Annotated in this window: 15 protein-coding genes and 1 tRNA gene; 13 read left to right on the top strand and 3 right to left on the bottom strand. The window is 41.6% G+C overall.

Translation table 11 applies throughout. The features are described from left to right. Positions 1–76: 76 nt before the first annotated feature. Complete coding sequence (gene nadB / locus C3Y93_RS00215) at positions 77–1,711, bottom strand: L-aspartate oxidase (protein WP_162495521.1); 1,635 nt, start codon at positions 1,709–1,711, stop codon at positions 77–79. A 331-nt stretch (positions 1,712–2,042) separates the two neighbouring features. On the opposite strand from nadB, the gene C3Y93_RS00220 reads away from it, so the two are divergent. The 11 genes from C3Y93_RS00220 (at position 2,043) to C3Y93_RS00270 (ending at position 11,493) form a co-directional block, all read left to right on the top strand. Then, the gene (locus C3Y93_RS00220; RefSeq protein WP_004971727.1) at positions 2,043–3,425 is read left to right on the top strand and encodes a Do family serine endopeptidase; all 1,383 of its coding nucleotides are present in this window, start codon (positions 2,043–2,045) and stop codon (positions 3,423–3,425) included. Between the two features lie 167 nt (positions 3,426–3,592). Continuing rightward, positions 3,593–4,039 carry an acyl-CoA thioesterase gene (locus C3Y93_RS00225; protein ID WP_104851759.1) on the top strand — a complete coding sequence of 149 codons (447 nt, stop codon included), beginning with the start codon at positions 3,593–3,595 and terminating at the stop codon, positions 4,037–4,039. 318 nt (positions 4,040–4,357) lie between these two features. Beyond that, positions 4,358–6,175 carry a translation elongation factor 4 gene (gene lepA, locus C3Y93_RS00230; RefSeq protein WP_004971725.1) on the top strand — a complete coding sequence of 606 codons (1,818 nt, stop codon included), beginning with the start codon at positions 4,358–4,360 and terminating at the stop codon, positions 6,173–6,175. Positions 6,176–6,196: 21 nt separating this feature from the next. Then, the gene (lepB, locus tag C3Y93_RS00235) at positions 6,197–7,024 is read left to right on the top strand and encodes a signal peptidase I (protein ID WP_004971724.1); all 828 of its coding nucleotides are present in this window, start codon (positions 6,197–6,199) and stop codon (positions 7,022–7,024) included. A gap of 24 nt (positions 7,025–7,048) precedes the next feature. Further along, positions 7,049–7,420 carry a DUF4845 domain-containing protein gene (locus C3Y93_RS00240; protein ID WP_004971723.1) on the top strand — a complete coding sequence of 124 codons (372 nt, stop codon included), beginning with the start codon at positions 7,049–7,051 and terminating at the stop codon, positions 7,418–7,420. Continuing rightward, complete coding sequence (gene rnc, locus C3Y93_RS00245; RefSeq protein ID WP_004971722.1) at positions 7,392–8,093, top strand: ribonuclease III; 702 nt, start codon at positions 7,392–7,394, stop codon at positions 8,091–8,093. Before C3Y93_RS00240 ends, rnc begins: the two co-directional genes overlap by 29 nt. Then, entirely contained in the window at positions 8,090–9,118 is a 1,029-nt protein-coding gene (gene era / locus C3Y93_RS00250; RefSeq protein WP_104851760.1) for a GTPase Era, read from the top strand. Before rnc ends, era begins: the two co-directional genes overlap by 4 nt. 22 nt (positions 9,119–9,140) lie before the next feature. Beyond that, a complete protein-coding gene (locus C3Y93_RS00255; protein WP_019837686.1) occupies positions 9,141–9,341 on the top strand; it encodes an NF038104 family lipoprotein in 201 nt (66 codons plus the stop codon). An 8-nt stretch (positions 9,342–9,349) separates the two neighbouring features. Then, entirely contained in the window at positions 9,350–10,063 is a 714-nt protein-coding gene (gene recO, locus C3Y93_RS00260) for a DNA repair protein RecO (protein WP_178865723.1), read from the top strand. Positions 10,064–10,074: 11 nt separating this feature from the next. Further along, a complete protein-coding gene (gene pdxJ / locus C3Y93_RS00265) occupies positions 10,075–10,800 on the top strand; it encodes a pyridoxine 5'-phosphate synthase (protein WP_026438307.1) in 726 nt (241 codons plus the stop codon). 39 nt (positions 10,801–10,839) lie between these two features. Then, positions 10,840–11,493, top strand: a complete 654-nt coding sequence (locus C3Y93_RS00270; protein ID WP_004971715.1) for a tRNA-(ms[2]io[6]A)-hydroxylase — start codon at positions 10,840–10,842, stop codon at positions 11,491–11,493. Between the two features lie 280 nt (positions 11,494–11,773). On the opposite strand, the gene C3Y93_RS00275 is transcribed toward C3Y93_RS00270, so the two are convergent. Then, positions 11,774–11,849: transfer RNA gene (locus C3Y93_RS00275), tRNA-Asn, on the bottom strand. A 250-nt stretch (positions 11,850–12,099) separates the two neighbouring features. Here C3Y93_RS00275 and C3Y93_RS00280 point away from each other — a divergent pair. Continuing rightward, entirely contained in the window at positions 12,100–12,558 is a 459-nt protein-coding gene (locus C3Y93_RS00280) for a hypothetical protein (RefSeq protein WP_004971712.1), read from the top strand. A gap of 124 nt (positions 12,559–12,682) precedes the next feature. Continuing rightward, positions 12,683–13,510 carry a DMT family transporter gene (locus C3Y93_RS00285; RefSeq protein ID WP_104851761.1) on the top strand — a complete coding sequence of 276 codons (828 nt, stop codon included), beginning with the start codon at positions 12,683–12,685 and terminating at the stop codon, positions 13,508–13,510. 119 nt (positions 13,511–13,629) lie between these two features. Here C3Y93_RS00285 and C3Y93_RS00290 read toward each other — a convergent pair whose 3' ends face one another. Continuing rightward, entirely contained in the window at positions 13,630–14,865 is a 1,236-nt protein-coding gene (locus C3Y93_RS00290; RefSeq protein WP_104851762.1) for a pyridoxal phosphate-dependent aminotransferase, read from the bottom strand. Positions 14,866–14,883: the final 18 nt, after the last annotated feature.

The following is a 14,883-nucleotide window of genomic DNA, read 5'->3' on the forward strand; positions in this document are numbered from 1 at the left end:
TTCTTGCATTAGAATTCAAATGCACTTTATTCACAGATACTTTTATGCAAATGCTGTTGTGTAACAAGCAATCAGATCACTCATTCACCAATGGAGTTTCCACTTGGAAATTTGGTGGAATGAGCACAGTTTTACGCAATTCAGGCGCAAGCTCTGGATAATCTAGTGTGAAGTGTAAACCACGTGATTCTTTGCGTTGCATGGCACAGCGCACAATCATTTCAGAAACCAGAACCAAATTACGCAGCTCAATCAAGTTTTTACTGACTTGATAGTCCTGATAATACTCGGTGATTTCACGTTTTAGCATTTCAATACGGTGTAAGGCACGCTCTAAACGCTTAGTGGTGCGTACAATGCCGACATAGTTCCACATGGTTGCGCGTAGCTCATCCCAGTTTTGTAAAATCACCACATCTTCGTCAGGGTTAGTGACTTGAGAATCATCCCAAGCAGGGACGTCAGGCGAGCTATAATCTGCGGTGTAATGAGCTTCAATATGTTTGGCGGCCGCCATTCCATAGACAAAACATTCTAAAAGAGAGTTGCTTGCCATACGGTTAGCGCCATGCAAACCTGTATAAGAAGTTTCACCAATCGCATATAAACCTGCAATATCGGTTTGGCTATGTTCATCCACCATCACACCACCACAAGTGTAGTGGGCAGCAGGTACAACAGGAATCATATCAGTGGTGATATCAATACCTAATTCCAGTAAACGTGCATACAGCGTTGGGAAGTGTTCCTTTACAAATTCTGCAGGTTTATGAGTGATGTCTAACCACACATGGCGAATACCTAAGCGTTTGATTTCATAGTCAATTGCACGTGCGACAATGTCACGTGGTGCCAACTCTGCACGCTCATCAAAACGCAGCATAAAACGCTCACCATCGGGTAAACGCAAATATGCACCTTCACCACGCATGGCTTCGGTGATTAAAAAGGAACGCGCCTGAGGATGATACAAACAGGTCGGATGGAATTGGTTAAATTCCATATTTGCCACACGACAACCTGCACGGTATGCCATCGCCATACCATCACCTGTAGCAATGTCTGGGTTAGATGTATATAGATAGGCTTTCATTGCACCACCGCAGGCAAGTGCGGTAAATGGCGCAAGGAAGCTATGCACTTTTTGTGTTTTTTCATCTAATGCATATAAGCCCAAAGCGCGATTGCTTTCATTTAAACCTAATTTTTGCGAGGTAATTAAGTCAATCGCAATATAATTTTCAAAAATGGTGATGTTTTGCTGTTCTTGGGCACGTTGTACCAAAGTGGTCGAAATTGCGCGTCCCGTTGCATCGGCAGCGTGAATGATACGTCGCTGTGAGTGACCGCCTTCACGGGTTAAGTGCAACTGTTCTTGTTCATCTAAAGTAAATTGCACACCTTGTTTCAGCAGAAAATCTACCGAAGGTTTGCCGCCTTCTACGGTTTGCTTGACGGCATCCATTTCACATAAATGCGCACCTGCAATCATAGTGTCATCTATGTGTTGTTCAATTGAATCTGTTTCATCAAGAACTGCCGCGACACCGCCTTGCGCATAGAAAGTGCTGGCTTCAGTAAGGGTAGATTTCGCCAAAACGGCAATATTGAAATGCTGGGGTAATGAGAGCGCTAAACTCAAACCTGCACCACCACTTCCCACAATAATCACATCAAATTGATGTGTTGTGTTTAAATTAGGCATGTCCATCAGCTAATTTGAAAAAAGTTGGATAATGACACCCCTTTTTACAGAAAAAGGCAAGTGCGAAGTGGATTTGAATAATGAAAAAAAAGAATAAACTGGCAACTTTTATGGAATATCCCACTTTTATTGTGATTCGATTCCACGCTTTTCATTTATAGCACTTTGGCGCATCATTTTTGATGGGTCAAATATAAGATGCTATCTCAGCTATCCTCCACAGTGCCTGCCAAACCGTAATTGAAAAAGATTCAACATTTTATTACGCAAAAGCCTATTATTTTGTGCTAAATAAGGTGAGTTCAAAGTCATAATTATTATTGAGTGAATGCTATTTATGAAAAATCGCAACTTAAAAAAAGGTTTATATGCGGCTGTTTTTACTATGGCAACTGTGCAGACTCAAGCAGCACCACCAGTAGACTTTTCTAATTTGGTTGAGCAGGTTAGTCCTGCGGTGGTGAGTGTCAATGTTGTCAAAAAAATGAGTCAGGAAGAACTCTTACAACAACAAGTTCCAGAAATTTTACGCCGTTTTTTTGGCAATCAAGTGATTATTCCCCAACAGCAAATTCCACAAGAAAAAACAGGTTATGGCAGTGCCTTTTTTATCAGTAAAGATGGATACCTTTTAACCAATCACCACGTTGTTGAAGATGCTTCTAAAGTTACCATTGTACTGAATGACCGCCGTGAACTTGATGCAACTGTTGTGGGGAGCGATGAACGTACCGATGTCGCGTTATTAAAAGTGCAGGGCAGCAGTTATCCAGAACTGCGTACAGGCAATGTCGATCAATTACGTGTAGGTGAGCCTGTACTTGCGATTGGTTCACCATTTGGCTTTGACTATTCTGCATCGGCAGGAATCGTGAGTGCCAAAATGCGTAATATGATGGGTGAAACTTCAGTGCCATTTATTCAGACCGATGTGGCGCTTAACCCAGGTAACTCAGGCGGGCCACTATTTAACCAGCGCGGTGAAGTGGTCGGCGTGAACTCCCGTATTTTTAGTGGTACGGGTGGTTATATGGGCTTGTCATTCTCCATTCCTATTGATGTTGCCATGGATGTTGCCGATCAGTTAAAGCGTAACGGTAAAGTGACTCGTTCTTATTTAGGGGTGAGTTTGCAAGATATTGACCGCAATTTGGCAGAATCTTATAAACTCAGTAAGCCTGAAGGTTCATTAATTACTCAAGTTGCACCAAACTCACCTGCGGCACGTGCAGGTTTGCGCGCGGGCGATGTGATTCTTAAATACAACGGCACACCTATTTCCAGAACGTCTGAATTGTTGAACTATTTAAACCGTTCAGTGCCAAATCAAAGTATTCAGCTTGAAGTATTACGTGATGATAAACGCCGTAATATTACCGCTACGGTGAGCACAGCACCTGATGACACGCCTGCCAAAAACAACCCTGATACCGCAGCCAAAGGCCCTGTTTTAGGAGTGTCGATTCGTGATTTAAGCGTGGCAGAACAACGCCAATTAGATATTAAAGGCGGTGTGCTGATTCAGGAAGTGCGTCGTGGTGGTTCGGCAGCTCAGGCACGTATTATGCCAGGTGATGTGATTGTGCAACTGAATAACACTACTATCCAAAATGCCAATCAATTTGTTGAAACAGTATCTACCTTGAAACAAGGTACAGTTGCGCGTGTGGTGATTATTCGCCAAGGGCAACGTGCGATTATTGGCATGCGTATTCAATAAGTTGAAGTGGCATAAAATCGTAAATCTAACTAAATTTAGCATATTGCTAAACTTTAGATAGTCACTTATTTTAAGAAAGTCGCTCTTGAACTGGAGCGACTTTTTTTATGTAACTCGGTATTTTTGTTAGACTAGACCGACATCGCCGTTTTAGTTAAAAGGATGACATGAGCAGCATATTTGATTTAAAAATCACCGTACAGCCAGAACATATTGATATTTTAGGGCATGTAAATAATGTGGTGTATGTGCAGTGGATGCAGGATGTAGCATCGGCACATATCAAAACATTAGGCTTAGGTGTGCAGGAATACTTAAAACTAAAACATGCGATGGTGGCGGTGGAACATCATGTGCAATATCGTAAAGTGGCACTCGAAGGTGAGGAGCTGATTTTGCGTACATGGTTAAGTGATTTGAATGCGTTGTATTCATTCCGCCAATATGCGTTTTATCGCCCTCAAGATAAAAGTCTGCTGTTTATGGGCAATACACAATGGGCTTGTGTGGAAATTGCTACAGGTCGTCCAAAACGCATGTCACCGACATTTACGCAAGCCTATCAACCCCTTGCTGCTGATGTGAATCCGTTGGATTTTAGTGAGTATGATTAATTAAGAGGAATTGAAGCACCAAGTGTAGCGTCATTGAAAGTTGCTGCATGTTATTGCTGTCGATGTTCTTAAAGAGGGTATTCACCTGTTTCAAATAGCATGAAGTATTCTTCAATTCTCACTTTAATTACGACACACATCTCTGCATAAAAAGCCTAAAACTCTCGAATAAAAAGAAAAACGCGTGAGGCTGCAAAAGGAAGTCATTATTATGGATACATTGAAAAATCCATCTGCTATAATCCTTCGCAATTTCTATTCGGCTTTTGCTCTGCATGAATTTTAATGTGCAGAGCGTGTTATTTTTCAAGGTAACCCATGGCGCAAGCTAAAAAAACTGTTGATATTAAAAACATCCGTAACTTTTCGATCATTGCCCATATTGACCATGGTAAATCGACTCTAGCAGATCGTTTCATTCAAACCTGTGGTGGTTTACAAGATCGTGAGATGCAAGCTCAGGTGTTGGATTCTATGGAGCTTGAGCGTGAGCGTGGGATTACCATTAAAGCCACCTCGGTGACTTTATACTACAACCATCCAAATGGTCAGGAATACCAATTAAACTTCATTGATACCCCGGGACACGTTGACTTTTCCTATGAAGTATCACGTTCTTTGGCAGCCTGTGAAGGTGCGCTATTGGTGGTTGATGCGGCACAAGGGGTAGAAGCGCAATCAGTTGCAAACTGCTATACCGCAATTGAGCAAGGCTTAGAAGTTTTACCTGTACTGAATAAAATTGATTTACCGCAGGCAGAACCTGAGCGCGTGATTCATGAAATTGAAGAAATTATTGGTATCGAAGCGCAAGATGCACCAACCTGTTCGGCTAAAACTGGTTTAGGCATCGACAATGTATTAGAAACCTTGGTGAATGTCATTCCTGCACCACAAGGTGATCGTGATGCGCCATTGCAAGCCTTAATTATTGACTCATGGTTTGATAACTATTTGGGCGTTGTGTCGCTGGTACGTATCAAGCAAGGTCGCGTGCGTAAAGGCGATAAAATGTTGATGAAATCGACAGGTCAAACGCACATTATTACCTCAGTTGGTATTTTTAATCCAAAACATACCGAAACAGGTATTTTGGAAGCAGGTGAAGTTGGCTTTGTTATTGCGGGTATTAAAGATATTTTTGGTGCGCCAGTGGGTGATACCATCACACTCGCAACTACACCAGAAGTAGAAACCTTACCAGGCTTTAAAAAAGTTAAGCCGCAGGTTTATGCAGGTTTATTCCCAATTGATGCCAGCGACTTTGAACCGTTCCGTGAAGCCTTGCACAAACTACAAATTAACGACTCAGCTTTGTTCTTTGAACCTGAAAGTTCAGATGCTTTAGGCTTTGGTTTCCGTTGTGGTTTCTTGGGCATGTTGCACATGGAAATCGTACAAGAGCGTTTAGAGCGTGAGTACGATTTAGACCTAATTTCATCGGCACCAACGGTTATTTATGAAGCCGTGATGAAAAATGGCGAAACGGTGTATATCGACAGTCCATCTAAAATGCCTGATGGTTCAACTGTAGAAGATTTACGTGAACCGATTGCGGAATGTCATATTTTAGTGCCGCAAGAATACTTGGGTAACGTCATGACCCTATGTATTGAGCGTCGTGGTGTGCAAAAAGACATGAAATTCTTGGGTAACCAAGTGTCCATTACTTTTGAAATTCCGATGGCAGAAGTCGTGATGGATTTCTTTGATAAATTGAAGTCATGTTCACGTGGTTTTGCATCGTTAGATTATAACTTTGTCCGTTTTGAAAGCTCATCTTTGGTTAAAGTCGATGTACTGATTAACGGTGAAAAAGTCGATGCCTTAGCGATGATTTGCCACCGTCAAGATGCACGTCACCGTGGTATTGCCTTGGTTGAAAAAATGAAAGACTTGATTCCGCGTCAAATGTTTGATGTGGCTATTCAGGCTGCGATTGGTGCGCAAATTATTGCGCGTTCAACCGTGAAAGCGATGCGTAAAAACGTACTTGCGAAGTGTTATGGCGGTGACGTTTCTCGTAAAAAGAAACTACTTGCCAAGCAAAAAGAAGGTAAGAAACGTATGAAGCAAGTGGGAAGTGTTGAAATCCCGCAAGAAGCTTTCTTAGCTGTACTTAAAGTCGAACGCTAAAATTATAAGGATAATAAACCCATGGATTTTGATTTTAATTTGATTCTCGTTCCTGCCACATTATTTTTTATTGCGGTATGGCTGCTCGATAAATTTGTATTTAAGCAAAGAGCAACGAAAGGGCGAGGCAATGAAAACTTCATTATCACATGGGCTTATGATTTTTGGCCTGTTTTGGCAGTGGTGATGGTACTGCGTTCATTCCTGTATGAACCATTTAATATTCCGTCAGATTCTATGGTGCCAACCTTAGAAACGGGCGATTTTATTTTGGTGAACAAGTTTGAATATGGCGTGCGTTTGCCAATTATTAACAGCAAAATTATAGATGTGGGTTCGCCTGAGCGTGGCGAAGTTGCGGTGTTCCGTTATCCACCACAACCAAGCATTAGTTATATTAAGCGTATTGTCGGTTTACCAGGCGATCATATTGTTTATGATCATGGTCAGCTGAGCATTAATGGCGAGAAAGTAACGAAAACCCCAATCCAGTTTAGCCGTGAAAAAGACAGTCTAGATACACCTACTTCAATTTACCATCAGGAAACTTTAGGGGCGCATACATTTACCATGCGCGAGCTTGAAGGTGTAAACGTGGCGCGTCAGGCACCATTCCTGAACTATGTAGACAATGGTAAATATTCAGCAGAAAATGGTTTATATTGGGAAGTCAAAGTACCTGAAGGTCATTACTTCGCGATGGGGGATAACCGCGATCAAAGTGCTGACAGTCGTTTTTGGGGTTTTGTACCAGAGGAAAACCTAACAGGTCGTGCATTCTATGTGTGGATGCATAAAGAGCCTGGGTTTAATTTGCCGTCATTTAGTCGTAACGGCAAAATTGATTAATACAGCAGATTAGGAAAATAAAAAATGCGTCATCAACAAGGGGCATCCTATATTGCAATTTTAATTGCAATTATTGGTTTTGCATTTATGGCAAAAGTGGCAATTGCGGTTTGGGGACCATATTTCGATGATCGAATGTTGGACAATCAAATTGAAGAGCAATTGTTGAATGGGCCAAAAAACCTATCACCACAAAAGTTTATTGGTGAAATGGACAAGCGTTTAAGCATGAACAACATTCGCGATATTAAATTTGCAGATGTAGCTCAAGTGACCAACGTAGATGGTTTAGAAGTGAAAAAAGAATATGAAATAAGAAAACCTTTCTTATTGAATATTGATATTGTAATGAAGTTCGAGAAAAGTTTTGATCAAAGCTCAGTCCAAGCTAAATGAGACCCGTCTAGCCAGCCGAATCGGTTATCAGTTTAAGCAACCTGAATTGCTTAAACTGGCTTTGACTCACCGCTCGGTGAGTCATAAACACAATTACGAACGTCTGGAATTTCTAGGCGATTCGTTATTGGGAATGATTGTTGCCAATTATTTATATGTGGCTTATCCACATGAAAATGAAGGGCGTTTAACGCGCATGCGGGCAACACTGGTACGTCAGGAAGCCTTAGGCAAAATTGCCAATGATTTAAAGCTCAGCCAAAATTTAATTCTCAGTACGGGAGAATTGAAATCTGGCGGTCATCATCGTGAGTCTATACTGGCAGATACCGTAGAAGCGATTATTGGCGCTATTTATGTCGATAGCGGTGATTTGAATTTGCTGCAAACGATTGTGCTAAAATGGTACAGCCCTTATTTAGATCATATTGAGCCAACTGATCAACTCAAAGACCCTAAATCACGCTTACAAGAGTATTTACAAGCACGTAAAAAACCTCTCCCGGTTTACGAGGTTGTAGATATTCAGGGCGATGCACCGAATCAGCATTTCATTGTGGAATGCCGAGTCGATAGCTTACCTGTAATGAAGGGTGAAGGTTCAAGCCGTCGCTTTGCCGAGCAGGCAGTTGCGGCAGATATTTTAAAATTCTTGGAGCAAAAGTCTGAATGACCATCCATTCCGATCACGTAGATGCTGATCACGAGTCGAATAACGACGCCAATGACCTGATTAACCAATTCTTTAGCGGTCAGGGAACTGAAATTCCATCTGATTTCCGCAGTGGTTTTGTTGCGATTGTTGGTCGCCCGAATGTGGGCAAATCGACCCTCATGAACCACTTGTTGGGTCAAAAACTATCCATTACTTCACGTAAACCGCAAACCACACGCCATAAGATTGTGGGAATTGATTCACGTGAAAAATCTCAGGCAGTGTTTGTAGACACCCCAGGGATGCACAAAAAAGAAGTCCGTGCCATTAACAAAATGATGAACCGTGCTGCATCGTCTGCTTTGCGCGATGTGAATTTGGTTTTGTTTGTGGTGGATGCACAAAAATGGACGCAAAATGATGAGTTAGTCCTAGAAAAGCTGAAAAATGCAGAAATGCCAGTGATTCTGGTGATTAACAAACTCGACACCTTTGAAAATAAAAATCAGGCTTTGCCGATTATTCAAGAACGTGCCAAGTTAATGAACTTTGCCGAAATTGTACCTGTATCGGCATTGCGCGGCGCGAACCTAGATCATTTGCGTGACACGATTGAACGCTATTTGCCATTCCAGCCACCGTTGTATTCGCTAGATCAAATCACAGACCGTTCAGAACGTTTCTTGGCATCTGAAATTATCCGTGAAAAGATCATGCGCCAATTGGGCGAAGAACTGCCTTACGATTTAACCGTGCAAATCGAATCATTTAAAACTGAAGATGCGGTTTTAAATGAAAAAACGGGTCGTATGAAAGCACCATGTACCTATATTGATGCCACTATTTTTGTAGATCGCTCTGGTCAAAAAGCCATTGTGATTGGTGAAAGAGGCGCGAAGCTGAAAAAAATTGGTATGGATGCACGGGTCGACATGGAAAAAATGTTCGAGCAAAAAATCATGTTAACGCTTTGGGTGAAAGTCAAAGGTGGTTGGTCTGATGATGAACGTGCATTAAAAAGCTTAGGATATAGCGATATCTAAGTTTGACGAAAAGGGAACTGTGATGATGAAAGTGTTGGCCATTGTGGCATGTATGTTTGTCTTGCAAGGTTGTATTCACAAAGTTGTGACAGTTCCCGTAAAAGTTGCCTACAAAACTACAAAGGGTGTGGTGAAAGGCACTGCTGCTGTAGTTGGTGCTGTCATTCCAGATGGTGATGACGAAGAAAAATCCAAACAAGAATCCTCTAAAGAACAGGATTAATTGACGCTATCATGCGTAATGAAATCTTGCATGGTTATTTAATCCATCATCGAAAATACCGCGAACGTAGCCATATTGTGCACTTATTTACCCGCGAACATGGGCGGGTTGATGGTATTTTAAGACAAATGCCACCGCCACAATATCAACCGATTCGCATACAAGCTTCGGGAAAATCAGACCTTAAAAATTTCACCAAGCTGGAAATTGTCAATCAACCGGTTTTCTTCTTTGGTGATGCATTTTTTTCAGGCTTTTATTTAAATGAAATCGTGCTGCGCTTATGTTCTGCCGAAGTGGAAATGCCAGAAACTTTTGTGCAATATCACCAGACTTTGGCGCATTTACAACACTTATCTAGTCAAGAAAATCCCAATCTATTCTTAAGACAAATTTTACGTCAGTTTGAACATGCATTATTGGAAGAATTAGGCTATGCGATTGATTTTTCAGTCGATGCGAACCAAGAGCCAATTCAGCCCAATCTACATTATCATTTTCAACTGAATGATGGTTTTATCCCTACCGCACAAGCATCACGGGCTAACTTAGTCGGTACACAGATCCTCAGTATGTGCGACTATGAAAAAGGTAGGGATTTTAACCCAGAGCAGTTACAATTACTGTCTCGGCTGTATCGACAAATGATTAGTTCACTGTTGGGTGATCGACCTTTAAAAAGTCGCCAATTGTGGATTCAGAATTCTCAAACCCAAGCGTAATGTAGGAACCTATTATGGCTTTACTCGGTGTCAATATTGACCATGTGGCAACTTTAAGACAAGCGCGTGGCACGAACTATCCAGACCCTGTGAAGGCCGCATTAGTTTGTGAACAGGCGGGTGCAGAGGGGATTACTTTGCATTTGCGTGAAGACCGTCGTCATATTCAGGATGATGATGTGCGTCGTATGCGTCCGTTGCTAAAAACTCGTATGAATTTGGAAATGGCAGTTACTGAAGAAATGATCGAGTTTGCCAAAGAAATTCGTCCACAGCATGTATGTTTGGTACCTGAGCGCCGTGAAGAAGTAACCACTGAAGGTGGTTTGGATGTAGTAGGCAATTTTGCAGCAGTTAAGGCCGCTACTCAGGAATTAACAGCAATTGGCTGTGATGTGTCACTGTTTATTGATGCAGATCTTGCACAAATTGATGCGGCCGTTGCATGTGGTGCACCGACCATTGAAATTCATACAGGCGCGTATGCCAATGCAGAAAATGAAGCTGCACAGCAAGCCGAATTGACCCGTATTGTTCAGGGCGTAGAATATGCAGCTAGCCGTGGCTTAGTGATTAATGCAGGGCATGGCTTGAACTTGGACAATGTAGGTGCAATTGCCGCTATTCAACACATCCATGAGTTAAATATTGGTCATGCTTTAATTGGTGATGCTGTATTTGTCGGCTTGGAACAGGCTGTTAAACGCATGAAAGCTGCGATTGATGCAGCGCGTTAATCTGCATATTTAAAATTGAAAGATAAAATTTGAAACGTTATGTCCAGCATAAATTATGATGAGTTGATGCAGCCTGTAATTGCATTTTTAGGCTGCGAAACACCTAAAGAATGGTTGAACGAAGCATTGAATAATTTAGATATTTTGATGCAAGATCATGCTAACTGTGAGAAAAAAGCAGCAGGCACAGCCATGAATCTGATGTTTCGTTACAGCTTTTTTACCGATTTGCAGGTCAAACTGGCACAATTGGTACGCGAAGAAATGCTGCATTATGAGCAGGTGCTAGAGTTCATGGCAAAGCGTGGGCAAATGTGGCAGGGTTTAAGTGCAGGGCGTTATGCAGGCGGTTTACGTAAAGAAATCCGTACCTATGAACCTGAAGCACTAATTGATGTTTTGGTGATAGGTGCCTTTGTAGAAGCACGTTCATGCGAGCGGTTTTATGCGCTTGCGCCATTGGTAGATGAAGAATTAGGTAAGTATTACCGTTATTTACTGAAATCAGAATCACGGCATTATGAAGATTATTTGGCACTGGCTTTGGATGTAGCAAAAACAGCAAAACTGAAAAACCCTGAAGAAGATATTCAGGGGCGAATTCAGCATATACGTGAAGTGGAAAAGAATCTTATTTTAAGTCCAGATGATCTGTTCCGTTTTCATAGTGGTGTGCCTGTGCAAGCCGCTTAAAACTTGTAGATGATCTAAGATAGAAAACGGAACTTCGGTTCCGTTTTTTTATCAATCAAGTTATTGCTTAGGTATTTTGATTGTGGATTGTTGCCTAAGTTACTTAGAAATGATCAATGCTAAGATTAGGAATTACATTAAGCTGAATTGCCCAAAACAGTTACATTCATCTTTTTGAACGATTAAGGCATGAATCGCTGCTTGGTTATTTACAGACCACATCATCCATAAATTTTAGGCAATAAAAAACCCAAGTCGTTATGCTTGGGCTTTTAGAATTTGGCTCTCCCACCTGGGCTCGAACCAGGGACCTGCGGATTAACAGTCCGTCGCTCTACCGACTGAGCTATGGGAGAATCTGAATGCGATTATAAGCAGATTTAAGCAAGGGTCAAGCATAAATTGTCATGTTTCTTTCATTTTGACTTTATATGCTTTTTATTTGAACAAAAAACAAAATTTTATTAAAAAATCACCCACAAGACTTGCGTTACACAAAATCGGTTGTTAGTCTGAGTGACAGAACAAAGCGTTTAAGTAGCATCTTAAACAGTGTGGATTTAACCCAACTTGCCAGCACTAAAATGGCTAAATCGGAGTAAGCGAATGAATACGCTCAGCATTTCTGACATTTTTTCTCAATTTTCTTATTATCAAGAACATTATCTTTCTATCTTGTCTACGCCTGAACAATACTACACTGCTGTAGAAGGCGCGTTTATTCATGTCTGGCCTTTGGCACCTCAAGATTTGTATTTGGGCGATTTATTGCAGTTGTGGTTTAGTGAAAAATGGCTCATTCAATCGACCTGCCAATTGCTTTCAGACCATCCAGACAACGGCACAAAAAAACCATTGCAGCGTGATCATGATTTGTATTTGTACCAACTGGCGGGCAGCGCGCTTTCGGGGAGTAACCGTTCACGCGTGTGGTCTGTGTCTGAACAAAAACAATTGCGTGTAGAATTAGACTTTGCTTTTCGCTATTTATGTGAATATAAAGGAACATCTCAACCTACAGTGTCTAAATCAGAACTGATTACTGCGTTGAAAAACAGTGTTTAATCTATGATGATTGATCATTGCCAGCCAAATAGATTTGCATTGAATCGAGTTAAATGACTCGCACCAAAATAGTGTTATAAACTGCGATAAAAATTTGCGAACAGCTTGAAAAGGATATTCAGCCGTGTGGATTAAAATATGCATTGCCATGCTCGCATTTGCTGCAAATTCTTTGCTGTGTCGTTTGGCATTGGCTGAACAGCAAATTGACCCTATGAGTTTTAGTTTGCTCAGGGTTGGCAGTGGGGCAGTGTGCTTAGGCATATTCTATGCTGTTTTGCAGGTTCAACAACCAATTCAATTCCAATGGAAATCTGCATTAAGCCTTGCTGTATATCTACTCGGTTTTTCGTTGGCCTATTTGCATATAGATGCAGGCATTGGTGCATTGATTCTATTTGGCGCAGTGCAAATCACCATGATCAGTTATGCAATTTTGCATGGTGAGCGCATGACTTTGCCGCGCTGGGTCGGGTTAGGCTGTGCTGTATTGGGGATGGGCTTGTTGCTATTGCCTGAAGCCAGTACGCCAACGTTCAAATATGCGCTGATGATGTTACTGGCAGGTATTGCATGGGGTTTTTATAGCATCTTGGCTAAGAATATGCAGCATGCTTTGACTGCTACTTTGTCCAATTTTCTTTTTGCACTGCCGTTAGTGGCTATGTTGTTTCTGTGGCATTTACCAGACAGTTTTATTAGTTTGAATGGTGTTATTTTAGCTGTGTTGTCAGGTGCGCTAGCATCGGGTGGGGCTTATGTGCTGTGGTATAGCATTGTTAAAAAAATAGATGGTATTACTGCCAGTACCGTACAACTTTCTGTGCCCAGTTTGGCGATTATAGGCGGGGTAATTTTTCTGGGTGAGCAATTAACATGGTTGATGTTATTTGCCAGCTTGATTGTGCTCTGCGGCATTTTGATGGTGATTTTAACCAAACCGCGTGTATAAAAGTATTCTCTTTCTGGGGTATAGATGCCATGCGTTTAAAAATGATCGCTGCAAAATGAAATTAGAAATAAAAAACCCACGATTCAATCGTGGGTTTTGTTCATCTAAACAAGTTTAGATTATTGTGCAGCTTTTTCAGCTTCGATAGAAGCAATCGCTGCATCTACGCCTTCAATTGATTCAGCAGCTTTTTTGATACGTGCAAGCGCATCTACAAGAACTTCGTCTGCAGTTGCATAAGAAATACGCATGAAACCGCCTAAACCGAACGCATCACCAGGAACAACGGCAACACCAGTTTCTTCCAATAACCAAGCAGAGAATTCTGTGCAAGATTTTAAGCCTTTCGCACGAATCAATGGTTTGATGTTTGCATACGCATAGAATGCGCCATCTGCAGGTAAGCAAGAAATACCTTTGATGTCATTCAAACCATTTACAACTAAGTCGTGACGGCGTTTGAATGCTTCAACCATTGGCTCAAGTACGTCTTGTGGGCCGTTCAATGCAGCTTCTGCAGCAACTTGCGAAATAGAAGTTGGGTTAGAAGTCGATTGAGATTGAATTTTCTTCATCGCACCAATTAGTTTAGCAGGGCCCGCTGCATAGCCAATACGCCAGCCAGTCATTGCATAAGCTTTAGACACACCGTTTAATACGATTGTGCGGTCATAAAGGTCTGGTGCAACTGTTGCGATGTTATAGAACTCATCATCCCAACGGATTGGTTCGTACATATCGTCAGATGCAATGAATACTTCAGGGTATTTACGTAGTACAGCAGCCAAAGCTTCTAATTCAGCTTTGGTGTAGATCATACCTGTAGGGTTAGATGGGCTGTTTAACACCACTAAACGTGTTTTGTCAGTGATCGCAGCTTCTAATTGTTCAGGCGTGATTTTGAAACGTTGTTCTTCACCACATTCCACAATGACTGGCACGCCTTCAGCAATAATCACCATATCTGGATAGCTTACCCAGAACGGTGCAGGGATAATCACTTCATCACCCTTGTTTAACAAAGCCAACGCCAAGTTAAAGAATGATTGCTTACCACCACAAGACACCAAAATTTGGTTCGCTTGGTAGTCAAGATTATTGTCACGTTTTAATTTTGCGATAATGGCTTTTTTAAGACCAGGCGTACCGTCAACAGCAGTATATTTTGTAAAACCGTTATTAATTGCTGCAATAGCTGCATCTTTGATGTGTTGTGGTGTATCGAAATCCGGTTCACCTGCACCCAAACCAATAACGTTATGACCCGCAGCTTTAAGTTCAGCGGCTTTATTGGTTACTGCAAGTGTTGGGGACGGTTTGATGGCATTGACACGATCAGAGAGACGTACGTCCACGGCATATTCCTTCTTATA

It is taken from the genome of Acinetobacter sp. SWBY1 (genome assembly GCF_002946595.1).
Taxonomy (GTDB): domain Bacteria; phylum Pseudomonadota; class Gammaproteobacteria; order Pseudomonadales; family Moraxellaceae; genus Acinetobacter; species Acinetobacter towneri.